This is a genomic window from Pantoea sp. B623 (assembly GCF_024814475.1).
In the GTDB taxonomy this organism is placed as follows: Bacteria; Pseudomonadota; Gammaproteobacteria; order Enterobacterales; family Enterobacteriaceae; genus Pantoea; species Pantoea ananatis.
Map to the genome: position 1 here is coordinate 1,799,844 of NZ_JANUXM010000004.1, position 23,841 is coordinate 1,823,684.

A 23,841-nucleotide genomic window follows, 5' to 3' on the forward strand; every position below is an offset into this window, starting at 1 on the left:
AGGAATTTATAGCCTCGCTTCGAGGCTTTTCCGTTGAAGCATACTTAAAAATTAAAAACATGGTGACCCTATTTTATTAAATAAACACATCCTGTATTGATAAAAAACCAAGGAAGTTTTTGATAATCATGTTTTATAATCTGAAAAGTTCATTAGAGCTTAGCAAAAAGGTCACTGCACAAATTAGTAAAGCTAATGATGAACAACTTGAATCCATTAAAGATGAGATGACAGATAAGATGGAAGTGCCAATTGGATGGCATATTATGGGTATCCCTTTAAGCTCAAGTCTAATATGCTCACTGTTTTCTTGTGCGATGTCTCTGATGCCATTAGGCATTAAAATGATCGATAACTTCAATTGGCCTAAATATCCTACATTGACAGGCGTATTTATCACTTCGATTATTTATTGCCTGTTCGTCTACATCTCTGCATTTTCCATAGTCAGGGGCTTCTATCACGCTATAAAGATATACCTTGCTATTTATGTTTTTACAACAACACTGGCAAGCCTCAATTTTATATTTGATATAGTCGCAATTTATCAGGCCCGAATGCACAGTGCATGGCTAATTAGCTCTTCTGTTATCAGCATGCTCCTCATTATTTTTTGCATTAGATCCCTTAATAGCAGGATGTTTTACAAATCTGTTGCATATTATTTGTTTGCACGCGCCTGGCGTAAAAAGCTGTATCGGCAAAAGTATAAACCCTGAGCGTTAAATATATTTTCTGACTATAAAATCTTTACATAATACTATTTATAACGAACGTGTTATTAAGATTATAAATTCTTTCAAAATTTGGTAAATCAATGTCACTTTAAAAGTATCAAGAAAATCCTCAAGAAGTATTAACAAAAACAAATCAACATTAACAACCATCTAATAATATAAATATTAAAAAAACTGATAAAAATCATAAATTAATAAAGCTCACATGCATTTCACTTTATAATTAACAAATTAAATTACATGAACACCTCACATCCCATAAAAAAACCAGAGCCATCTCACCAATTCAATTTAAAAATAAAACATTGTTTCAATTTTAATTGAAAAGAGATTTTTTGCCGAATAGGATGCACAAAAATGAATTCATGCTGCTTTAATTCATTACTGAATAAATTTACTTGCACCACTAACGGGAGGTTAACGTGGAAGTCAGACAAAGCATTCATAGCGCCCACGCCAACGCGCTGGATACACAAGGATTACGCGATGAATTCTTGATTGAGAAGATCTTTGTGCCCGATGAGTTCACCATGGTGTACAGCCATATCGACCGTATCATTGTTGGCGGCGTGATGCCGGTCGGCCAGGCTGTCGCGATAGGTAACGATGTGGGTAAGCAACTTGGCGTCAGCTATTTTCTGGAGCGTCGCGAACTCGGCATGATTAATATCGGCGGGCCCGGTCAGGTCACCATTGATGGCGAAGACTATGAGATCGGTCATCGTGAAGCGCTGTATATCGGCAAAGGTGCCCGAGAAGTCCTGTTCAGCAGCCTGGCCCCCCATCGTCCCGCGAAGTTTTATTACAACTGCGCACCGGCGCATAAAACATTGCCCATCCGCAAAGTGACGGCTGGCGATGCCGCTGCCGTCACGCTCGGCGATAACCTCACGAGCAATCGCCGCACGATCAACAAGTATCTGGTTCCTGACGTCCTGGAAACCTGCCAGCTCAGTATGGGGTTAACGCAGCTTGAACCCGGCAACCTCTGGAATACCATGCCGTGTCATACCCACGAACGCCGTATGGAAGTCTATCTCTATTTCGATATGGATGATGATGCCTGCGTTTTTCATATGATGGGTGAGCCGCAGGAAACGCGTCATCTTCTTGTCCATAACGAACAGGCGGTCATTTCACCGGCCTGGTCGATCCATTCAGGTGTCGGTACGAAAGCCTATACCTTTATCTGGGGAACGGTAGGTGAAAACCAGGTGTTTGATGATATGGACCACGTATCGGTCAAGGATCTGCGCTAATCCTAACCAATGCGCCGCCTGTCAGAAGCAGGTAGCGCGTGAATAAGGAGTCCACATGATACTGAATGCGTTTTCTCTTCAGGACAAAATCGCGGTGGTTTCGGGCTGCAATACCGGCCTGGGTCAGGCTATGGCATTGGGACTGGCTGAAGCCGGTTGCAATATTGTTGGTATTAATCAGGTTGAACCCGACGAAACGATTAAACAGGTGACCGCGCTGGGACGTCGCTTCCTTAGCCTGAAAGCTGATTTGCGTAACATTGATGCTATCCCTGCCCTGCTGGACAGCGCCATCGCCTGCTTTGACCGCATTGATATTCTGGTGAATAACGCGGGCATGATTCGCCGTGAGGATGCCATCAACTTCAGCGAACAGGACTGGGATGATGTGATGGATCTGAATATTAAGAGCCTGTTCTTTATGTCGCAGGCCGCCGCCCGACATTTTATTGCCCAAGGGGATGGGGGCAAGATCATCAACATCGCCTCAATGCTCTCTTTTCAGGGCGGGATCCGCGTGCCTTCTTACACCGCGTCTAAAAGTGGCGTAATGGGCATAACCCGCTTGCTGGCCAACGAGTGGGCGAAGCACCGTATTAATGTCAACGCAATTGCCCCGGGCTATATGGCAACCGATAACACGCAGCAACTGCGCGCTGATGCACAGCGAAGTGCCGAAATCCTCGATCGCATTCCCGCCGGTCGCTGGGGAAAACCAGAGGACCTGATGGGGCCGGTGGTATTTCTTGCCTCACGGGCTTCTGACTATATGAATGGCTATACGATTGCCGTCGATGGCGGCTGGCTCGCGCGTTAAGGCTGAGCATTAAGCCTTTACGTCTGCCCGGGCGAGCCTGTCGTTATACGTAAATAATGATGGCAGGCAGCCCGATTAATCAGGCAGGCAATCGCATCATTAAAGCCGGTTTTACTCTCTTATGAGAAAGAATAATGATTGAGGCCAGAATAGTGACCCTGAACGCCAACCGTATGAATAAGTCAACATATCTGGTTAATGTAAAACTGGCTTCTTAAGGCCAGCCGATAATGATGACGTCATGGGATTTCATTTCCCAGAGAAACTTATGGATAACCGTTATTCCCGCCTGTCGAGGCGAATAAGGACGTCAAGGTTACAGTGAATAATCACAGAAATATAAAAAACGAGTAAGGATTTATACAGCATTGAGGGAAATATAATGGAATTATTATCAACAGCCCGCCAACTTGATCTGTTACTGAATGGATTTACACAGCTAAAAGACGAAGGGAAATTTAACGAACCCAATATGGATGGCACAGCGGGGGATTACATCTCATTTGCTCACTGGGAATGGCCGCAGGGCGTTGGCCTGTTTGGTCTGGTGAGATTATGGGAGTTGACCCGTCGCGACGATATTTACCAAATCATTGAAAACTGGTTTCAGCAAAATATTCAAAAAGGCCTGCCCCCGTTAAATATTAATACCACCGCCCCCATGCTGCCGTTATCTCTGTTGTGGGCACATAACCGGGCACCACATTATCAAGCGGTGCTGGATAGCTGGGCCGACAGGGTGATGACAGAGCTGCCGCGTACCCCGGAACAAGGCTTCCAGCACGTGGTGTCCGACGGCATTAACCCCATGGAGATATGGGATGACACGCTGTTTATGGTGGTGCTGTTTCTCGGCCATTACGGTGTGGCTTCCGGACGACAGGTGCTGGTCGATGAGGCCGTACGCCAGTTTTTACTGCATGCCCGTTATCTTAACGATCCGCAGACCGGTTTATGGTTTCACGGCTGGAGCTTTGCCGAGAAGAGCCATTTTGCTCAGGCCCGCTGGGCGCGGGGAAATGCCTGGATAACCGTCGGCATTATTGAGTTTCTGGAACTGACCCAGCTTCGCGGCGGGGTCCGTGACTATTTACTCGAATGCCTGAAAACGCAAATTAATACATTAATCACGCTGCAATCTGAGAGCGGTGCATGGCACACGCTGCTCGACCATCCAGACAGCTATGAAGAAATATCGGCTACCGCCGGATTTGGCTATGGCTTATTAAAAGGCGTTCGTCTTGGCTATGGCGATGAACGTTGGTTGCAGGCAGGTTTAAAAGCCCTGGGCGCGGTACAGCGAAATATTGACAGCAGCGGCACAGTCCACAACGTCTCTTATGGCACCCGCATGGGAAGAACCCTGCAGTTCTATAAAGACATTCCGCTACAGCCAACCGGTTATGGCCAGGCGCTGGCTATTTTATGCCTGACCGAAGGGTTAAGACATTTAAAAAAATAACAGGACGTCGACACCAGGAGAATATCATCATGGACCAGAACCATTATTGTTACTTCCCCCTTAACCAGAATGAAGCCGTTCGCTACTGGCAGTTATCCGCGATTTCTTCACAGCGCTATGATGTGCCCAATGCGCCGATGTCCGGTGAAATGGATCCGTTTTTCTTTCTGAGCCAACATAAAAACTTTATTCCCCATACCTATCCCCGTCGTACGCAGTTTCAGCAACACTATGCCGGAAAAAAGCCCACTCCTTTCGGCGATACTACCCTGAAAAACTGGTGGTTCCCTTTTGGTTCCGATCGGGTCGATTTATCAGGTTTCTGGTTCCGGGCCACGAGCATCGGCGCTCAGGCAGAAACCTGCCTTGTTGCGGAACAACGTGGCCTGTACCGTTTTCGGCTGACCACCTGCGGTGCCGCCTGTATTACGCTGAACGGCGGTGATGTGGCATGGCAGGCAGACTATCAGCGTAATCTGGAAAGCACCGTTGAGTTCGCGCTCATGCTGGATGCCGGGGTGAACGCTATCGCGGTCTGGTTCGATGACCTGGCCGAACGCGATGTGCGCTTCTTTTTTCAACTGGACTATGTTGAAGGTGCGCCGCTGCAGGTGGCACTGGCAACACCGATTGAGGCAGATCGGGTGCGGCAAATGGAAGCCCTGCTCGAAGGCATGGCGTTTGAACAGCCGACCTACACAGGCGGCACCGTTCGCCTGTGCTTCCCAATCCCAGCCCCGGAAACGCTGAACCTGAATATCCGCGTGCAGGGCGACTTTATTTCGCTAGACCAGCCCGTACTGATCAACGCGGTTTTACATCAAGGCGAAACGGTGGCAGAGATTGCCGAAAGCGACGCGTTGCCGGCTGATTTTCGTCATTTCGTTATCAGCATGGAAAAAGACAACTTTCATATCAGGCGCACCCTGGGCGTGGAGATCTGCCATGCAGAGCAACAGGCGCAGGTGCCGAAAACGGCAGACGCGCGTGCAGACGAAGCGCTGATGCATGTTGCCCTGCACGGCGAATACAGCAGCGTAAAAGCGCTGGCCCGGCTAGCCTGCGGGATGGATGACACCGAAACCCAGAACATGCTGGAGGGCGTTTTAACACCGGTTGAAGATTGCCATGACTGCGCCGACTTTACGCTTGTACCGCTGCTGTGGTGTCGGATCCAGTGGGCGGATCGCATTGCCGCTCCCGTTCGCGAGAAAATGGATCGGGCGATTTTAGCCTTTCGTTACTGGATGGATGAGCCGGGAAATGACGTGCAGTGGTATTTTTCTGAAAACCATGCGCTGTTGTTTCATACCGCCGCCTACCTGGCGGGAAGCACCTTTCCGGATAAAACCTTTGTACGATCCGGCCGCCTGGGCGGCGATCAGGCAGAGGCAGGCCGTCAGCGCGTGCTGGCATGGCTGGATCACTTTGAACAATGCGAGATGGCCGAATGGAATTCCGCGCCTTACTTCCCTATCGACCTCAAAGGATTAACCGCCCTCGCCGCCCTGGCACCGGATGCCGATATCGTTGCCCGTAGCCAGCGCGCTATCCTTCGCCTGCTGGAACAGATAGCACGCTCTTCCCACCAGGGCATGCTCACCGCATCGCAAGGTCGTTCATACGAGCACACGCTGCGCGCAGGTCGCTCGCTGGAGCTGTCCGCTATCTCGCGCCTGTTGTGGGGCAAAGGCAACGTTGGCTGTCGCTTTCATGCCTTACCGCAGCTGGCGCTACTGTTAAAGCAGGGCAAACTGACGCACTCACCTGAACTGGCAAAGGTGGCGGTATGGCGAGGTGACAGCGCGCTGGAATGGTATTTCGCTCAGGGGCTTAACCGCATTGCGCGCCTTTACCACTATAAAACCCGCGACGTGGCAATGGGTTCCCTTGCCGGATACCGCTGGGGCGAATGGGGCTATCAGGAAACCCCGATTCATCTGAGGATCGGCGAGACGCCGGAGGCGCAGATCTGGATCAACCATCCAGGTGAACGCCTGCACAGTGGCTTCGGGCGGCCTTCCTACTGGGGAGGATGTGGCACGCTACCGCGCGTGCAGCAGTATCGCGGCCTGGCGATCGTTCTGTTTCGTGTTCATGAAGGGCAGCCTGATTTTTCTCACGCCTGGCTGCCGCAGCGCTATTTTGATGACGTGCGTTGCTACGATAAACGCATTCTGCTGCGCAGTGGTAAAGGTATGGTACAGATCTCCGGCAACCGCGCGTTCCAGCGGATCGCTCATGGCCCGACACAGCACTGTGAAGTCCGCTTGCCGGGGCAGGAAACCTGCTGGCTGATTCGCCTGAATGACGATCCGCGGCTGGATAACCTGGCGGATTTTGAGGCGCGATTTGCACAGCTCACCGTTGAGCGGCGCGAAGACGGCACCTTTTACGTCAACGATCCGCAATATGGCGAGGTGTTTTTCCAGCCAAACGGCTGTGTTTTCGGGCAGGGGAGGTTACTGGATCCTGACAGCTGGACAATTTCCGGCGACAGCCACGAACTCCCCTTGTAATTCTGCCGTGCCAATCCCTGGCATCAGGTTTTACGGATATCGCCAGCCCGGCTGACGTCGGGCTTTATCCGTGCAGTGATGACGGGCGTTATGCGACGCGTGCAGCATTCAGCAAAATCATCCCGTTACCGCCCTGTCCTGTGCCCGGCAGCGGCCTATCCCTGCAGTTTTTTCAGGCAGCGATCCATCGCGCTGACTACCCAGTCGATATCATGCGTCTGGAAGCACAGCGGCGGCCGAATCTTCAGCACGTTGCCGTAAGGTCCGGCGACAGACGTCAGCACACACTCTTCGCGCAGCGCCTCGACCAAATCGAGCGCCAGCCGTTTGTCAGGCTGCTTCGTCTCTCTGTCCGTGACCAGCTCAAAGCCAATAAACAGGCCTGCGCCGCGCACGTCGCCTACGCAGGCATAGGTATCCTGAAGGGACTGCAGAGCCGCTAACAAAGCTTGCCCGGTTTTCAGGCTGTGCGCCTGAAGCGATTCCTGCTCGATCACATCCATCACTGCATGCGCCGCCGCCATCGACACCGGATTACCACCAAAGGTATTAAAATACGGGAGCGAGTCGCTGAAGGCCGCCATAACCGGGGCTTTCGCCATCAGACCGGATACGGGAATACCGTTGCCCATCGGTTTACCCGTGGTCACCACGTCGGGCACCACGCCGTGGCGCGCAAATCCCCAGAATGATTCCCCTGTACGGGCAAAGCCGGGCTGAACTTCATCGGCAATAAAAATTCCGCCGTTTTGATGGACGACGTCGATAGCCTGCTTTAAAAAGCCCGGCTGGCCGGGCAATACGCCGTCCGAAGAGAAAATGGAATCCGCCAGAAAGCCCGCAAACTTGATGCCGTGCGCGGCCATATCATCGATCTGTTTCTGAATTTCGTGGGCAAACCAGGCCCCCTGATCGGCGGGCTGAATGCGGTAAAAATCTGGCGATGCCACCAGCCGGGTATGCGATGACAGCGGCTGGCCGCTGCCCAGTGCCGGTGATACGCCGGACGTCAGCGCGCTGGTGCCGTGATAGGCCTCTTTCGAAACGATAATGCCCGTGCCGCCGCTCCACGCATGCGCCATACGAATCGCCAGATCGTTTGCCTCGGACCCTGTGCACATGTACATGGCCCGATCGATGGCCGCCGGCATCGTTGCCAAAATGCGCTCGCTGTAGTCCAGAATAGACTCATGCAGATAACGGGTGTGCGTATTCAGCCGCATCATCTGCTGGTGCACGGCTTCCACGACCGCCGGATGACAGTGGCCGATGCTGGCGACGTTGTTATACATATCCAGGTACTGTTTGCCCGCCTGGTCCCAGAGATACTGCCCCTGCCCGCGCACCAGATGCACGGGGTTACGGTAAAACAGCCGATATGACTCGCCCAGCACCTTGCTGCGTTTGTCGGTTAACTGGCGAATCGCCGGGGCCAGCGCTTCCGCGTTTTCTGCACGAAAGCTGTTGGTATCCATAATGGTTGAACGTACCGTCATCATCACTCCTCGGATTCAATACTGTCGCTGCCGTACATCAGTGCGCGGCAGCGTCTGTCTGCGTTAGTCGATCTCCGCCGCGACAGAGGTTTGCGCGATCGTGCCGCGCCGGGACTGGGTCGTCAGGAAATAGAGGTAACCCACGACCATAAAGGCCATAAACAGCGCACCAATCTCCGGGTTAAACCACAGCATCGCCGCCAGGCAGATCAGCGATCCGCACAGGGCAATGGCAGGGATCACCGGATAACCCGGCGCACGGTAACTGCGCTCCAGCGTGGGAGCGGTACGACGCAGCTTAAACAGGCTCAGCATGCTCATGATGTACATCACAATGGCGCCAAACACCGACATCGTGATCATGGCGGCGGTCAGGCTCATGCCCTGAAAGCTGATCCCGTCAGAGAAAATGGCCAGAATGCCCACTACACCACCGGCCAGAATGGCGCGGTGCGGTGTGTTAAAGCGTGAAAGCTTCGCCAGGGCGGGCGGCAGATACCCTTCGCGGGCCAGCGCAAAGAACTGGCGGGAATAGCCCATGATGATGCCATGAAAACTGGCGATCAGGCCGAATAAGCCAATCCACACCAGCATGTGCATCCAGCGCGAGTCATTCCCGACCAGCATTTTCATCGCCTGAGGCAGCGGATCGTTAATGCCCGATAACGTACGCCAGTCGCCTGCTCCACCGGCAAACACCATCACGCCAATCGCCAGCACCACCAGCGTTAAAATACCGCTGATATAGGCGCGGGGAATGGTGCGGCGGGGATCTTTTGCCTCTTCTGCCGCCATCGCGACGCCTTCAATCGCCAGAAAAAACCAGATGGCAAAGGGGATCGCAGCGAACATACCGGACACGGAAGCCAGCGAGAAGGTTCCCTGGCCCGCCCAGCCGTTCGCGACGAAATTCGCCAGGCTAAAGCCGGGCGCCACAACGCCCATAAACACCAGTAACTCAATCACGGCAAGCAGCGTAACCAGCAGTTCAAAGGTCGCGGCGATGCTCACGCCGATGATATTCAGCCCCATAAACACCAGATAGGCGCACACGGCGATAAGCTTGGGATTAATTTCAGGAAACTGCACGTTGAGATAGGCGCCAATGGCCATCGCGATAGCGGGAGGCGCAAACACAAACTCAATCAGCGTGGCGATTCCGGCAATCAGCCCGCCGGTGTCGCCGAACGCCCGGCGGCTATAGGCGAACGGGCCGCCCGCCTGAGGAATAGCCGTTGTCAGTTCGGTAAAGCTGAAGATAAAACAGGTATACATGACGGCAACAAAAAACGTCGTGACCAGAAAGCCCAGCGTGCCCGCTGCGCCCCAGCCGTAGCTCCAGCCGAAATACTCACCCGATATCACCAGCCCCACGGCAATGCCCCAAAGTCGCAGGGTGCCCAGGGTGGGTTTCAGTTTCTCTTTCATCACTGCGTTCCCCGTCTGTTTTAATTGAAAAATGCTGCACAAAAGCTGTCGGGTAGATGATGGACACAGTGGGAAGGGAAAAACTTGACCGCAGAAAACAGAACGCCGTGATTTAAGGTCAACTTGCCCCTGGCCTGGCTGCCAGGTGCCTGCCAAAGTCAATTTTCCCCTGCTTTCAGGTCAAGCGTGCAGGCAGGGTTCAGCGCCATGCTGGCCCTACACGCAGAAACCCGGGAGCCGGACATGAGCCATAAACAGTACGATACGCTGAGTAACGACACCATCCTTCAGCTTGCCCACCGGGCATTAGTGAACTATCCCGCCTGTGCACAGGCTGAGGTCAGGCTGCTGTGTCGCTCAGAAAACGCGACGTTATCTGTCAGCACGCCGCAGGGCCGATACGCGCTGCGCATTCACCGGGGCGATTACCACGCGAAGCAGGATATTGAAAGTGAGCTGCTCTGGCTGGACGCGCTTCAGGCGGCGGACATCAGCGTCCCCGCTGCCGTAGAAGATCGTCAGGGTGAACGCATTCAGGTCCTGCCGCTGCCCGATGGCGGCGAACGCTATGCGGTGCTGTTTCACTGGATAGAGGGCGATATGCTGACCGACAGCGTCGATCCGGCTGCGTTTCGTCAGCTCGGTGCCATTACTGCCCGTCTGCACCATCACAGCCGGAAATGGCAGAAGCCGCAGGGGTTTCGCCGCATCATCTGGGATCATCATACGATGGTGTCTCCGGCAGGCCACTGGGGCGACTGGCGGGACGTTGCGGGGTTACCCACCGCTGAACACGCGGTGGTAGAAGAAACGCTGGAACACGTGCGCCGCCAGATGCTGGACTTCGGACAGTCACCTGAACGCTATGGGCTGATTCATGCCGACCTGCGCCTGACCAACCTGCTGGTGCATAAAGGCGAAACCCGGGTGATCGACTTTGATGACTGCGGCATGGGCTGGTACCTGCACGATCTTGCCGCAGCCATCAGTTTTGTTGAGCATCATCCGAGTGCGCCGCAGTGGGTGGAAAACTGGTTACGCGGTTACGAACAGGTCGCACACATCAGCGATCGGGAACTGGCTATGATCCCCGCCATGCTGATCCAGCGGCGTATCCAGTTGACGGCCTGGGTGGCTTCCCACCGCGAGACCGAGATGGCGCGCAGCCTGGGCGATCGCTGGGCCAGCCACACCGTCCGGCTGTGTCAGCGCTATCTTGAAGGTGCCGCGCTGCCGATTGGCGTTTAACGCACCGCCGCAGTGCCTGATCGCGGTGCAACACGGAAAGCGAATCGGGTAAGCGATTGTTATCGCGTGGTTTCCAGCTGGTACGTTTTTTGCAGAACCTTGAGATGTTCACTTTTTGCGGAAAACAAGATGACCAGCAGAGTTCCAGAGGCCGCGTTAACGGCCATCTCCGGCGCAGGCGGCCATCGCGGTGTGTTGTCTGCCGCCGCAACGGGCTTAGGCGAATTTATCAATGCACAGGGCGGCGATGTCGATCGCATTTTCGGGATCAGCGGGATCGATCCCGATATGCTCGCCTGCCCAACGCTGAGCCTGGACCTGGTCAGCTATTGCCGGGTGCTGGAGGAAGCCGCAAGCCAGGCAGGCGTGGACAACTTTGGTCTGCAATACGGTCATCAGTTCCGACCCCAGTCACTGGGGCTGATCGGCTATATTGGCTTGTGTTCAGCCACGCTGGAACAGGCGCTGCGGAACGTCGTCAATGCCTTTCCCTTTCATCAACACAACACCTGCATCCGGCTGACCGAACGCGGCGACTGCTGGCAACTGGATTATCAGGTTCGCCATGGCGTGATCCTGATGCGCCGCCAGGATGCCGAGTTAACGCTGGGCATGTTCCTCAACCTGATCCGCCATGCCGCAGGTCGGCTCTGGGCGCCGCGGGAAGTGCATTTTGAGCATCCGCGCCCTGAGCACTGGCACGAACACTGTAAGGTGTTTGATGCCCCGGTTTACTTCGATCAACCCTTTAACTCGATGATCATCGCGAAAGCAGATCTGAACCGGAAAATGCCGGATCATGATCCGATGCTGCTGCTGGTTATGCAGGATGCCATCCGTCGGCTCAGCCCGCCCGTGGTGCGTCAGGACACCGTTAACCAAACCCGAACGGACATTCATCTGCAACTGCTGAACGGCGAACCTTCACTGGAAATCATCGCGGAAAAACAGGGGTTATCCGCCTGGTCATTGCAACGGCGCTTACGTGATGAGCAAACCAGCTTCTCGGCGCTGGTGGACAGCGTACGCAAAGAAATGGCCACGCATTATCTCAAACAGCATCATCTTTCTGTTTCCGAGATGGCGCTGCTGCTGGGCTACTCTGAAGTCAGCGCTTTTTCACGCGCCTTTCGCCGCTGGTTCGGCTGCAGCCCGCGCGATTGCCGTAAATCACAGGAGGGGCTGTTCTTGTAGTTAAGCTATCCAGCCAGAACAGCATTCGTTACGCTGCGTGCTTCAACAACCGGCTGTAGGCTTTAACCCTCTCAGCCAGTAATAAGACAGTGAGCAAATTTACGATCAGAATAAATCAAAACGAGCAGGCAGCGACGTTAAGAATAAAAGCGTCGTCAGGTAATGGCATCAAAAGAAAAGGCTTTAAAAAGATAGCCCTGAAATGCGGCAGCATGGGGTTTAGCAAACTGGAAGTAGGTGTCCTTTTCTACGCCTTCGACAATGATAAACTGGCAGTAGTCTTTAATTTGCGTCAGCGTCTCTTTCCAGAGTGGACGATTATGATGTTCCCAGAAAAAGTGCTTATCGATTTTAACCGCCTCATATAATCCCTCCTGCAAACAGGGAAAATGAGAAGATGCACTGCCAAAATCATCCAGCCATAAAGTGTAATTATTATATAACTTTCGCAACAGAGGATTATTAAGCCCCTCAGCCAGGTTGGGAAAGTCTTCTGAAACCTCGATGCGAAGAAAAGAATGCGCTGTGGCGAGCTCGTAAATATCCCGTTCTTCCAGCAGCGCAAAAGCCATCTCTACATCTACATTGACAGAACACAGCAACTGGTTACGTTCAAAGAAATGTCTTTTTCTATCAATTAAGAACAGTTGCTCTTTTAAGAGCTTTATTTTCTGTCCTTTATTCATTCTGTTTATATGAAAAAAAGGCGTCCCTGGTGCGGCAAATCGGGTTAAGACTTCAACGGCAATACGTTCGGATTTCAGGTTTACGATGGGTTCAGCAATGAACCGCCAGGCACGGTTATTATTATCAAGATTCTGGATTTCCATTCCCAAGCTCTGATTAACGATGTTGAAGTGGATTGATTATTGATCGCCTTTAGCTATCAATCAAATGAATTTTAACGGATTAAACTATGATTAAACCTATCAAATCCCAAAAATCGATCGTTAAACCCTTGTTATTTAATGATGAATGGCAAACTATAAAACTCCAGTTTTTCATGGACCGCATTTTTTGCCGGTCATCCCTGTGAGGCAATGTGTCCCAATTAATTCCTTTCAGAGTACAGGGGGAATGGGAACAGGGCTGGGTTCAATCGTCCCGGCGGCCTTAAGGCCAGCGTTAAACAGAAGAAATTGACAGACAGATGACAACCGGATGCCAGCCAAATGAAAAAAAGCGGGTTAAAAACCGCTTCCGGGAAATACAGAGGTCACCCCAAATATTGGCGACTTGAAATACCGCGGTCCAGACGATAATGTGTCCAACTTCACCGTCATGTTATACAGAACGACCATGTCTCTTTCCTTTTTTAAACTTGAACCCCGGCACCTTAAAGAAATATATGAAATACGCTTTTCCGTTACGGAAAACCGGCTTCATGCGCATCAAATTCACTATTTACAGCGTGAGCAAGCGCTGGAGGATATATGTCAGGGCGGCGGCTGGATTTGCCAGTTCGGGGATGATTATGCAGGTTATGGATTGGGGATCTATGCGCCCGAACCGCTAATTGGCGGACTGTTTGTTAAACCTGAATATCAAAAACAGGGCATCGGGACGCACCTGCTGAACGCGATCGTCCAGTGGTTTAGCGATCGGGGCGCAGAGACGATTATGCTGACCACCGATCCCGGCTCGAACGCGGAGGGGTTTTATCAGGCAAATGGTTGGGTCGCAGAAGGCAGTGATGCGTTTGGGCAGCGGGTGATGCGTAAGCGCTTACCGCGTGGCTGACATGACGCAATCCGCCGCCAACGAAACAGCAGCGTTCCCGCCGCGTTGGGGAGAATGCGCACAGGATGCCCTGCTCATCCTGTGCGCGGTCAGCGTTGAAGCCAGAATTAGTGCGACTGTGGTTTAAACAGCTGCTGCACAAACTCCACATACGCAGGTCGCCAGACGTCCATCTCATGTCCCAGCCCCGGATACTGGGTGTAATGGAACTTCACGCCCTGCTTTTCCAGCTCGGTTTTCAGTCCGGCAATGTCTTTGCCTGTCACGATATCTTTATCGCCCACCACCAGCGTAAAGTTTTTCAGCTGTTTATCCACGGTCTGCGGCTGGCTCAGCTGACGCGTCACGACCTCATTAGGCACTGTACTGGTGGTCACGCCGCTAAAACTGGCCAGCCAGGCAAAGTCGTTCAGGTGCGTCATGCCGGACACCAGCGCCTGATAGCCGCCCTGGGATAGCCCGGCTATCGCCCTGTCAGCCGGTTTGCGACTCACGGTAAAGCGTTTTTCCACCAGCGGGATAATGTCCTGCATTAACTCTTTATCCGCAGCAGCGGCATTCAGCGGATAAAAGTCCTTGCGGCGATCGGCTGGCGGGAAGTTTTCGGGAATAGCCTGCACGATGTCGGTTTCGGTATCGGGCACCACCACCAGCATCGGCTTAATTTTGCCTTCTGCCAGCAGGTTATCCATGATCTGCGGCAGGCGGAGCTGAGAGATGGCCGACAGCCCGGTATCGCCAAAGCCATGGTAGAAGTAGAGCACCGGGAGCGGCTTGCTATCGACCTTGTAACCCGGCGGCGCCCAGACAAACACCTGACGTTCAGACTTCAGGGCGGTGGAGTGATAGGTCAGGGTCAGCACATCGCCGTGTGGCACGTTGCGCTCATCCAGAATACTGCCCGGCACCAGAATCATACTGGTGTTCACCTGGCGCTGCGGTTTCGGGAAACGGCTGCCGGTATCCGGCGTGCGGAAACCGCCTACGTCAAAATAGTACTCATACAGGTTGGGCTTCAACGGCTCGCTGGTCCATGACCAGATCCCCGTGCTGTCCTTTTTCATGTCATGCGACTGCTGGCTCAGCGGCGTGGCGCCGGTCACCACAGCAACCTGCTTCGCGGCAGGGACAAAAAGACGAAAGGTAATGGAGTGATCCGGATTCAGCGCCGTAATGTAGCGGCTTACCGGGATGCTCGTGTCTGGCGTTAACGGCAAAGGGGCGGCAATCAGTGCAGGTGCATATCCCGTAAGCAGGCTGCCTGCCAGGAATGAAAAACAGGCTAAAGTTCTTTTCATCGTGGGTTCCGGTTTTGTGTATGCCGAGGTAGTTATTGCATCTTTACGTTCAGGAAGAGAGCAAAGGGATACGCAAAAAACGCAGGGTGTGATGGGGTTCAAAAAATTCAGGCCCTCTCTGGCATGAAAAGTCCGTCGCTTTTTCTGCAACAGTCGCGCAACGACTCGTATTTTTTTATCCGCCCGCCTCGCATTCGCGTTATCGTCGCAGCATGAACACTTTTCCCCCTTGATAAGGACTGAGTATTGATGCGTAAACTTCCCTTTCTGCTGGTCACGCTGGGCCTTTTGATGTCGGTTACCTCTCAGGCGCAGGCTGAAGGCTGCCTGAAAGGCGCGCTGGTGGGCGGCGTAGCGGGTCATCTTAAACATCATGCGGTTGCCGGTGCCGTGGCGGGTTGCGCAGCAGGCCATTACCTGGCGAAGAAGCATAAAGAAGAAGACAGCAAACAGAGTCACTAAACAATCAGGGCTGCCCGGTGAGAACGTGGCCAGCCCTTTATGCCAGCCGCCGCAGAGTGGTCGCGCTCAACTCAAACGGCGTCGGCGTGCAGACCGCCAGACTCAGGCCGCCCACCTGCAGCGCGCTGACCGACAACGCAGACGGGGCCGTACTGTCAATGCTGGCCATCTGCCAGGCGCTCTCACCGCGCTGCTTGATTATCGCCTCTTTTATCGTCCAGATGCGCCAAAAGACCGCTAACTGCTGCACCCCCGGTTGTGCGGCGATCAGGGCCTGTTCACCCGGACTGAACAGCTTTTCTGCCAGGCGCGGCCAGTTTGGTCGCGGTCGCAGGACTTCAATATCACAGCCCACGTCCCTTTCGTCACTGAACAGCAGGGCAATGTCATCCCCGCTGTGGCTCAGACTAAAGCCGCGTTGCACCTCGGGGGGAAACGCGGGCTTGCCATTTACCCCGTACTGCATCGCGGGCACCGGCGCGATAGCAGCAGAGAGCATGACGCGCCCGGCAAGCCAACTGGCACGCCGCGCGCCCGAAGGTGCCCGATCTTTCAACTCGGGTGCTAACGCGCCAGCACTGAGTCGGGAAATCTTTCCCAGAAAGATCTGATACATATCAGTGCCAGCGTTTGATGATGATGGAGGTGTTAATGCCGCCAAACGCGAAGTTATTGCTCTGCAAAAACTCACAATCGATAGGGCGTGCCTGGCCCATGATGTAGTCCAGTTCGCCGCAGTTGGCGTCCGGTTGCGTCAGATTCAGCGTAGGAGCGAACCAGCCCTCGCGCATCATTTGCAGGCTCATCCAGGCTTCCAGCGCGCCGCAGGCCCCTAATGTGTGGCCGAAATAGCTTTTCAGGGACGAAATGGGCACCTGATTGCCGTAAATCGCCGCCGTCGCCTGGCTTTCCGCCAGATCGCCGCGATCGGTGGCGGTGCCGTGCGCCGAAATATAGCCGATGTCCTGCGGGCTTAATCCCGCCATCGTCAATGCCTTCGCCATGCAAATCTGCATAGTTTCCCGCTGCGGCTGAGTGATATGGGCAGCGTCACAGTTGGTGTTGAAGCCGACGATCTCGCCATAGATTGTCGCGCCGCGCGCTTTCGCGTGTTCCAGCTCTTCCAGAATCAGCGTGCCAGCGCCCTCGCCAATCACCAGACCGTCCCGTTTTTCATCAAAGGGCGAAGGCGTGGTGGTCGGCGCATCGTTGCGCTGGCTGGTGGCGAAAAGCGTGTCAAACACCGCCGCTTCCGAGGGACACAGCTCTTCTGCGCCACCGGCCACCATCACCGTCTGATAACCGTGGCGGATCGCCTCCCACGCGTAGCCAATCGCCTGGCTACCCGAGGTACAGGCGCTGGAGGTGGGGATAACCCGACCGCGCAGGCCGAAAAACAGCCCGGTATTCACGGCGGTGGTGTGCGGCATCATCTGTACATAGGTGGTGCCGGTAATATTATTGGTGTGCTTTTCCGTCAGCATGGTCGCGAATTCGCTTACCGGTCCGGTGCTGCCAGTCGAGGAGCCGTAAGCAATGCCGGTTTCACCATTGGTGAGCACAAGATCGCCGATCAATCCCGCGTCCACCAGCGCCAGTTCGCTGGCGCGGGTCGACATTAATGAAACGCGCCCCATGGCGCGAATACGTTTGCGGGTGTAGTGTTCCGGCAAACTGAAATTATCAATCGGGGCGCCCAGTAAGGTATGCAGCCCGTCGTAAACCTGCCACTCCGGCATTCTGCGTACGGCATTTTCATACGCCAGCAGCCTGGCTGAAACGTCCTGCCAGTTTTCGCCAAAGGCGGTGACGCCGCCCATACCGGTAATGACCACGCGCCGTGTCATAACATGCCTCCGTTGATGGAAATCACCTGGCGCGTCACATAACCTGCGATATCCGACATCAGGTAACGGGCAAGCCCGGCCACTTCCTCGGTTTGTCCCATGCGTTTCATGGGGATCAGGGACATCGCCTCTTTCAGCGCCGTCTCTTCCATCTCGATCATTCCTGTATCGATCAGCCCCGGCGCAATACAGTTAACGGTAATTTTGCGTTTGGCCAGCTCAATCGCCAGCGCTTTGGTGGCGCCAATAATGCCTGCTTTCGCGGCACTGTAGTTCACCTGACCGCGATTGCCCATCAGGCCCGACACCGAGGAAAGCGTAATAATGCGTCCGCCCTGGCGGGCGCTGATCATTGGCATAATGCAGGGCTGAATCACGTTGTAAAAACTGTCCAGATTGGTATGAATCACCTTATCCCAGTCGTCGTCGCTCAACGCAGGAAAGGCCGCATCGCGGGCAATGCCGGCATTGCTGACCACGCCGTACCAGGCTCCGTGTGCGTCGATATCCTGCTCCAGCACCTCGCGGCACTGCTGACGGTTCGCCACATCAAACTGCAGCAGGCGGCCCGTGCCCCCTGCCGCCAGAATGGCATCCAGGGTTTGCTGCGCCCCGGCAGCATCATGGTGATAATGCACGCCAAGGGTGAAGCCGTCTGCCGCCAGCTGGCAGGCGATGGCGCGACCAATGCCTTTGCTGGCACCGGTAACCAATACTGAACGGCTCATGAGGTCGCTCCTTGTTGAAATAATGAATGAAGTTCTTCGGCGGTGGGCTGAAAGGTATTTACCCGGCCGGTTGCCAGCGTAGCGCTCCCCGCCTCGATGGCGCACTCAAAGCTGCCAAAGCGTTCATCCTGCATCAGCAGTTTGACCTTGACGATCAGCGTGGCATCCGCCGGTAGAATCCCTGCGCTACACACTAATTCGCGCGCACCCAGCACCATGCCTAACGAGATACTGGCCTGTCCCTGCTGATGCCGATGCCAGCCCGACCAGACGCCGACCGTCTGCGCCATTAACTCCAGGACATACCAGCCCGGCAGGTTGCCATCGGAATCGAGAAACGGGGCCAGCACGCCCTGCGGCGATACCGTGACGCAGCAGGTCGCGCTGTCGGCCGTCACGTCGCTGACCTTTTCCAGTAACAGCATCGGCGCATCGTGCGGCAGATAGTCCGTGGGGGATAAATAGTGGCTCATAAGATCTTCCCAAGCAGAATACTGGCGTTGTTACCGCCGAAGGCAAACGAGTTTGACAGAATCACCGGGCGCGCCAGCGGCTGAGGCCGGTCAATGATGCCACAGGGCGGCAAATCCGCATCGCGCGGCGACAGGCTAAAATCCTGCGGCGGCAGCGGCAGGTTGCGTTGCAGGATCAGCATGCTGAGCGCCGCTTCGGTAATGCCCGCCGCGCCCAACGTGTGCCCGGTCAGGTGTTTCGTTGAACTGCAGGGCACCTGCTCGCCAAACATGGCGTTTACCACGCTGGATTCAATCTGATCGTTGAGCGTGGTTGCGGTGCCATGCAGGTTGATATAGCCCACCGCCTCAGGCGCAATACCGGCTTCGTTCAGGGCCTGATGGATGGCGCGAATCGCCCCTTCCCCCTCTGGATGCGGGGCTGAGATATGGTAGGCATCGCTGGATTCGCCCACGCCCAGTAGCGCAATCGGCTGCGGCTCACGGGTTAACAGCATCAGCGCGGCACCTTCACCGATGGTAATGCCGCTGCGATCGCGGGCGAACGGCTGACACAGGGTGGGAGAAAGCGACTCCAGGCTGTGAAAGCCGTTGACCGGCATCCGGCTGAGCGTGTCTGCTCCACCAACGATCGCCACATCCGCCAGCCCCGCCTCAATCAGGCGACGTCCGCTTATCATCGCACGGGCGCTGGAGGAGCAGGCGGTGGACAGCGTAAACGCCGGACCGTCAAGTGCCAGCCAGTGGCTGAGAAAGCGCGAGGGATCGCCCAACTCCTGCTGCGGATAGCGCCATGCCGTGCTTGATTGCTGATTCAGCGACAGGCGGACGTGCATATCCCCTTCGTCCAGCCCGGATGTGCTGGTACCCAGCACGATGGCGACACGATCGCGGCCATACTGCGCAATCGCCTGATCCACGTCGGGCTGAATCTGGGCCAGCGCGGCCAGCAGCAGTCGATTATTGCGCGAACGATGCGCGCTGAAGGCGTCAGGGATCGCCGGCAGCGCCCCTTCCACGCCCGCCAGCACGGCGTGCGGATGCGCCTGCAACCAGCCGCTGCGGGCGCGCATACCAGGGGCCACGCCACGCACCAGGTTGAGAGCGACCTCATCGTTATCCTTGCCCAGCGCGTTAATCATGCCAACGGCAGAAACGTAGATCATCTCAGTCATCCAGATATTGAATGGTGATGTGGTATTTAAACGCGTGCTGCTCAATGCTGATGGGTTCGCGCTTACCCTGGCGGTTCAGATAAGTGATTTCCGTCACCAGCTTGCCGCTGGCATTACGCAGCTCGCGCTTATCCCCACGGTCTTTCAGCGTCCAGCCCTCTGGCAACTGGGGCAGCCAGGCGCTGATGGGCCAGTGGCTGAGCATCACGTCGGCCAGCACCTGACTGGCCGGTGGCAGCTGCGGCAGCACAATCGACTGTTCGGTGTGCAATCCCTGGCGATCGTAGGTCACCAGGAACAGACGAATCCCCACCGACGACAGCCCTGCCAGAGAGATTTTTTTATCATCCGCGTTGAGCATCACCAGCAGCGACTGGGTTTTGCCGTGAAAACGACCGGTCAGAAGCTGCTGGGAACGGATTGACGGCGCAATGCCCGGCGCAGGCAGCGTCACGCGTGCGCCCGGTGCCAGCCAGGCCTGCGGACGCTGCTGCGGGCTGTGCGTGGAATGACTGCACCCGGCCAGCAGCAGCGTGGCGGCAATAATCAAACAGCCTCCAGCGGACACGCGGCGACCGCGTAGCGGCACCGATCTGGCTCGCCATCGCGCCAGGCAATATTTCAGCATGCGTAAAGTCTGGTTGATCATCGTGTTTTTTTCTCTCTTTTCGTCGGCATCGCCAGCGGTGCCAGCAGCCAGGCGGTGAAAATACCGCTGATCAGTACGATACCAAAGCTGCTAATGGCCTGGGTGGTGCTGAAAACCAGCATGCCCAGCGTCAGCAGCGTTGTCATCATTGCCAGTGTGATGGCCAGCATGGAGGTGAGCGGCGTACCGCGTGGATTACTGAAAAACAGCGTGTAGTTGATGCCGATACCGAGCACCAGTACCAGCGCCAGCAGGGAAAACAGGTTGACCGCATGGCCGGTAAAGGCCAGCACCGCCAGGCCGCAGCCCAGAGACAGCACAGATGGCACCAGGCTGAGCGCGCCTTTGCGCCAGCCAAGCCGCATGACGGCACCGCAGGCAATCACGGCCAGAGCAACAAGCAGCAGGCCGGTCAGGATATGGCGATACAAGGCAAACAGCCCGTCAAACGTCGTTTTGCGATCCACCCAGGCGACGCCGGGATAGCCTTTACTTAGCGCATCAAGCGCGGCGCTGTGTGTTACGCCGTCTACCGGCACCAGCACGCCGCTCTCACCGCTCTTCAGCGTCAGCCACAGCAGGCGCCAGCCTTCGCTGGCCGGGCTGGCAAGCCAGGCCGCAACGCTGACCGGCATAGGATTGAGATCCGGCTTCAATGTCGTTACGCCCGCCTCGCTGAGCGCGCGCGTGACGGCAGGCACGGCATTTTTCAACAGCGCCACATCCTGTGCCTGACGCGCCAGCGAGTTCAGGGGAAGCGTTCGATAACCGCCGATCAGCCCTTGCGCTTTGGCCCGTTCCAGCGCGGGCGTGAAGGCTTCCAGCCGCGTCAGCGTCTGCTGCGCACTGTTGCCGTATACCACAAACCATTTCTGATCGACGCTCTGCCCGGTCAGCGCAGTAATGGCTTTTTCCTGCGCCAGAAGGTGCTGCGGCAGCGCCTGAAGCTGTGAGATATCATCGTCCACGCGCAAGGTGGCGAGGCCTGCCAGCGAGAACAGCGCCAGCGCGACCGGCAGCCCCACCGACAGGGCTTTGTTACGCCGCCACGCGGCAAGCCAGCGCAGCATCAGCACCATGGCGGGAACCGGACGCACAGGCAAGCCGCGGCACAGCCACGGATGCCAGAACACGACCGTCAGGCAGGCGGCGCTCAGGCCCACCGCCGCAAAGAGCGCCATCTGGCGAATGCCCGGAAACGGTGCCAGCATCATGATCAGATAGGCGGCCACCGTGGTCAGCAGGGCCAGCAACAGCGCATTGCGGACTTTCGCCAGGCTCTGCCAGGGCGAGGTATCGCCGCCATGCACCATGCGCTCGGTGAGGTAATAGAGCGTGTAATCGGCGGAGATACCGATGATGCTCATGCTCATCACCAGCGTCATCAGGTGCAGCTCGCCAAACACCAGCAACGTCACAACGGTGCCCGCCAGCGCGCCAATGGCAATTGAGAGCAGACATAACAGGATTGGCCGTACCGAACGGAACACCACCAGAATCAGCAGTAGCACGCCCAGCACGGTTGCCAGCCCCAGCGTGGACACATCATGCTTCGCCTGCTGGCTGGCGTAATCGCTGTAAAACACCGTGCCGCGCGCGAGCAGCCTGGCCTGCGGGTACTGCACCTTGAACGTTTTTTCCAGCGCGCCCAGCGTGGTGACCAGTTTGTGCGTCTGCTGCATATCAAACGACGATCCGGCAAGTTCGCCGTGCAGCAAATACCAGTAATTCCCCTGGCTGTCCTGCGTCACCAGCCAGCCGTCCATCAGGCGCAGCCGCTGACCGTTTTTCGCCATCGCCAGCTGCGATCCGCGCGTCAGCATCAGCGGATCGTTCTGTAATTCTTTGCCACTGACGCCGGAAAAGGCGGAGTAGAGCTGAGAGAGGATCCACTGCGCCTGCGCCTCGCCGCCGTTTTGCAGCCGCTGCCGCGTTTCGCTGTCGATCATGCCGTTACGGTGCTGCCAGAAAAACGTGCCCCACGCCTGCTGGCTGCGGGCATCCATCGGCCCTTTTACCTCGGCCAGCGCCCCGGATCGCTGTAACCGTGTCAGCCAGTCGCGCGCCACCTGGGGTTCGGCCTGCTTACCGGGGCTCACCAGCCAGACCAGTTGCCGATCGAGCCGCTGCATAAAGCCGTCGTTCAGGGCGGGGGGAATCGCGCCCAGCGCCTGCTTTGGCAGCATCGCCAGCACGCTGCTGTTCAGCCGGGCCTGCGGCAGCAGCGTAAGCAGCACCAACAGCATGAGCAGGCAGACCAGCCCCCACAGCAGCGCGGGCCGTTTACGGGGCGGCAAAGCGTTGGCGTTCGTCATTAGTCAGTTGTGCTGGCGTCAGTTGATGTTGCGAAAGGGTAATGTCCGTGCGATCGCCCTGCTTATCGTTGAGTTGGATCTGCTCCAGATAGGTTTTGCCCGCCAGATCGATGCTGGAGAAGATCTTATCCAGCGGCGTGGTGATCGGCGTCAGGCGCAGCGTCCAGCGGCCTTCGCCCTTGTCGGCAAAGTCGACGCGAAAATTCTGCTCCAGCACCTTGCGATCCGCCTGAAACAGCGCGCGCAGCAGGTGATTAAACTGGAACATCTGCGGATTGTTTTCGGCGGTAATGGTCTGCGGTGGCTGGCCGTTGATCACCTGCACCATGCGTTTATCATCCAGCAGCAGCTGCATCGGGAACGGACGGGTTTGATCCCACAGCAGGCCCTTGTCGCGGGCGATCAGCATCGTGCCCTGCGATTTTAGCGGCTGCGGCATATCCTTAATGGTGCGCACCTGATCGAAGTGCGCACGGATCACCGGCTGAGCGGTGAAGCGCTGCTGCAGATCGTCGAGCGTCAGCGCGCTGACAAACGGGCTGATCAACAGCGCCAGGAATAGCAGGCCTCTCATGGCGTCACTCCCATACGTTCAAACAGAATGTCCGGGCAGACAAAGCACATCTCGCGACTTTGCTCTTCCACCGCCACCTGAATGGTATAGCCCGTGGTGGCGCGCTGGCCGCTGTCGGCATCGAAAATTTCATACCCAATGCGCAGACGGTTTTCACACTCTTCAATGCGCGCCCGCACGCGAATGCGTTGCTCAAAGGTGAGCGGATGGCGGTACTTTACCCGCGTATCCACTACCGGCCAGACGTAGCCAGAGGCCTTCATCTGCCGGTAGCCATAGTCAAACTGGTTCAGTAACGCCTCGCGGGCGATTTCGAAATAGCGAAAATAGTTACCGTGCCAGACCACGCCCATCACATCGACATCATGAAAGGGAATGGTCAGGTCTACGTCGACCGTAAAACGGGGATCGTTAAGCACC

General features: G+C 55.7%; 22 protein-coding genes. 9 read left to right on the forward strand and 13 right to left on the reverse strand.

Annotated features, from left to right (window positions below; all coding sequences use genetic code 11):
- Positions 1-128: 128 nt before the first annotated feature.
- The 5 genes from NXS97_RS10205 to NXS97_RS10225 all read left to right on the forward strand — a co-directional run bounded on the left by NXS97_RS10205 (position 129) and on the right by NXS97_RS10225 (position 6,794).
- The gene (locus NXS97_RS10205) at positions 129-719 is read left to right on the forward strand and encodes a hypothetical protein (RefSeq protein ID WP_024472321.1); all 591 of its coding nucleotides are present in this window, start codon (positions 129-131) and stop codon (positions 717-719) included.
- A 440-nt stretch (positions 720-1,159) separates the two neighbouring features.
- Positions 1,160-1,996 (forward strand): 5-dehydro-4-deoxy-D-glucuronate isomerase, encoded by an 837-nt coding sequence (gene kduI / locus NXS97_RS10210; RefSeq protein ID WP_019105053.1) that lies wholly within the window; start codon positions 1,160-1,162, stop codon positions 1,994-1,996.
- A 55-nt stretch (positions 1,997-2,051) separates the two neighbouring features.
- Positions 2,052-2,813 (forward strand): 2-dehydro-3-deoxy-D-gluconate 5-dehydrogenase KduD, encoded by a 762-nt coding sequence (kduD, locus tag NXS97_RS10215; RefSeq protein WP_014606664.1) that lies wholly within the window; start codon positions 2,052-2,054, stop codon positions 2,811-2,813.
- 382 nt (positions 2,814-3,195) lie between these two features.
- A complete protein-coding gene (locus tag NXS97_RS10220) occupies positions 3,196-4,275 on the forward strand; it encodes a glycoside hydrolase family 105 protein (RefSeq protein WP_105077100.1) in 1,080 nt (359 codons plus the stop codon).
- Positions 4,276-4,304: 29 nt separating this feature from the next.
- Positions 4,305-6,794 carry a hypothetical protein gene (locus NXS97_RS10225; RefSeq protein WP_116220005.1) on the forward strand — a complete coding sequence of 830 codons (2,490 nt, stop codon included), beginning with the start codon at positions 4,305-4,307 and terminating at the stop codon, positions 6,792-6,794.
- A gap of 155 nt (positions 6,795-6,949) precedes the next feature.
- On the opposite strand, the gene NXS97_RS10230 is transcribed toward NXS97_RS10225, so the two are convergent.
- Both NXS97_RS10230 and eat read right to left on the reverse strand, forming a co-directional pair.
- Complete coding sequence (locus NXS97_RS10230) at positions 6,950-8,290, reverse strand: aspartate aminotransferase family protein (RefSeq protein WP_014606667.1); 1,341 nt, start codon at positions 8,288-8,290, stop codon at positions 6,950-6,952.
- 63 nt (positions 8,291-8,353) lie between these two features.
- Positions 8,354-9,718 (reverse strand): ethanolamine permease, encoded by a 1,365-nt coding sequence (gene eat, locus NXS97_RS10235; RefSeq protein ID WP_014595250.1) that lies wholly within the window; start codon positions 9,716-9,718, stop codon positions 8,354-8,356.
- A 243-nt stretch (positions 9,719-9,961) separates the two neighbouring features.
- On the opposite strand from eat, the gene NXS97_RS10240 reads away from it, so the two are divergent.
- Together NXS97_RS10240 and NXS97_RS10245 are read left to right on the forward strand one after the other, a co-directional pair.
- Positions 9,962-10,966: a phosphotransferase enzyme family protein gene (locus NXS97_RS10240; RefSeq protein WP_014606668.1), complete on the forward strand. Its 1,005-nt coding sequence runs from the start codon at positions 9,962-9,964 to the stop codon at positions 10,964-10,966.
- Between the two features lie 129 nt (positions 10,967-11,095).
- Positions 11,096-12,160, forward strand: a complete 1,065-nt coding sequence (locus NXS97_RS10245; RefSeq protein WP_112900249.1) for an AraC family transcriptional regulator — start codon at positions 11,096-11,098, stop codon at positions 12,158-12,160.
- Between the two features lie 155 nt (positions 12,161-12,315).
- Here NXS97_RS10245 and NXS97_RS10250 read toward each other — a convergent pair whose 3' ends face one another.
- Positions 12,316-12,990, reverse strand: coding sequence for an EAL domain-containing protein (locus NXS97_RS10250; protein WP_231858591.1), 675 nt, complete (start codon positions 12,988-12,990; stop codon positions 12,316-12,318).
- A gap of 469 nt (positions 12,991-13,459) precedes the next feature.
- Between NXS97_RS10250 and NXS97_RS10255 the strand changes: the two genes are divergently transcribed.
- Complete coding sequence (locus NXS97_RS10255) at positions 13,460-13,900, forward strand: GNAT family N-acetyltransferase (protein WP_116220003.1); 441 nt, start codon at positions 13,460-13,462, stop codon at positions 13,898-13,900.
- Positions 13,901-14,007: 107 nt separating this feature from the next.
- Here the strand turns inward: NXS97_RS10255 and NXS97_RS10260 are convergent, their stop codons facing one another.
- Positions 14,008-15,198: an alpha/beta hydrolase-fold protein gene (locus tag NXS97_RS10260; RefSeq protein WP_112900251.1), complete on the reverse strand. Its 1,191-nt coding sequence runs from the start codon at positions 15,196-15,198 to the stop codon at positions 14,008-14,010.
- A 249-nt stretch (positions 15,199-15,447) separates the two neighbouring features.
- On the opposite strand from NXS97_RS10260, the gene NXS97_RS10265 reads away from it, so the two are divergent.
- On the forward strand, positions 15,448-15,660 hold the full coding sequence (locus NXS97_RS10265; protein ID WP_014606673.1) for a hypothetical protein: 213 nt from the start codon (positions 15,448-15,450) through the stop codon (positions 15,658-15,660).
- Between the two features lie 37 nt (positions 15,661-15,697).
- On the opposite strand, the gene acpT is transcribed toward NXS97_RS10265, so the two are convergent.
- From acpT to NXS97_RS10310, 9 genes are read right to left on the reverse strand one after another with little or no spacing between them, the layout of a single operon-like run.
- Positions 15,698-16,276 (reverse strand): 4'-phosphopantetheinyl transferase AcpT, encoded by a 579-nt coding sequence (acpT, locus tag NXS97_RS10270; RefSeq protein WP_014595240.1) that lies wholly within the window; start codon positions 16,274-16,276, stop codon positions 15,698-15,700.
- Between the two features lies 1 nt (position 16,277).
- Entirely contained in the window at positions 16,278-17,507 is a 1,230-nt protein-coding gene (locus NXS97_RS10275) for a beta-ketoacyl-ACP synthase (RefSeq protein WP_024472332.1), read from the reverse strand.
- Positions 17,504-18,235 carry a 3-ketoacyl-ACP reductase FabG2 gene (locus NXS97_RS10280; RefSeq protein ID WP_013024458.1) on the reverse strand — a complete coding sequence of 244 codons (732 nt, stop codon included), beginning with the start codon at positions 18,233-18,235 and terminating at the stop codon, positions 17,504-17,506. Before NXS97_RS10280 ends, NXS97_RS10275 begins: the two co-directional genes overlap by 4 nt.
- Positions 18,232-18,708 (reverse strand): 3-hydroxy-fatty acyl-ACP dehydratase, encoded by a 477-nt coding sequence (locus NXS97_RS10285; RefSeq protein WP_013024457.1) that lies wholly within the window; start codon positions 18,706-18,708, stop codon positions 18,232-18,234. The genes NXS97_RS10280 and NXS97_RS10285 overlap by 4 nt, the downstream gene beginning before the upstream one ends.
- Positions 18,705-19,874, reverse strand: a complete 1,170-nt coding sequence (locus NXS97_RS10290; RefSeq protein WP_112900252.1) for a beta-ketoacyl-[acyl-carrier-protein] synthase family protein — start codon at positions 19,872-19,874, stop codon at positions 18,705-18,707. The genes NXS97_RS10285 and NXS97_RS10290 overlap by 4 nt, the downstream gene beginning before the upstream one ends.
- 1 nt (position 19,875) lies before the next feature.
- On the reverse strand, positions 19,876-20,532 hold the full coding sequence (locus NXS97_RS10295) for a DUF3261 domain-containing protein (RefSeq protein ID WP_246872034.1): 657 nt from the start codon (positions 20,530-20,532) through the stop codon (positions 19,876-19,878).
- Entirely contained in the window at positions 20,529-22,847 is a 2,319-nt protein-coding gene (locus tag NXS97_RS10300) for an MMPL family transporter (protein ID WP_112900253.1), read from the reverse strand. Before NXS97_RS10300 ends, NXS97_RS10295 begins: the two co-directional genes overlap by 4 nt.
- The gene (locus NXS97_RS10305; RefSeq protein WP_022622297.1) at positions 22,816-23,421 is read right to left on the reverse strand and encodes an outer membrane lipoprotein carrier protein LolA; all 606 of its coding nucleotides are present in this window, start codon (positions 23,419-23,421) and stop codon (positions 22,816-22,818) included. Before NXS97_RS10305 ends, NXS97_RS10300 begins: the two co-directional genes overlap by 32 nt.
- The gene (locus NXS97_RS10310) at positions 23,418-23,840 is read right to left on the reverse strand and encodes a thioesterase family protein (protein WP_019105042.1); all 423 of its coding nucleotides are present in this window, start codon (positions 23,838-23,840) and stop codon (positions 23,418-23,420) included. The genes NXS97_RS10305 and NXS97_RS10310 overlap by 4 nt, the downstream gene beginning before the upstream one ends.
- Position 23,841 lies beyond the last annotated feature (1 nt).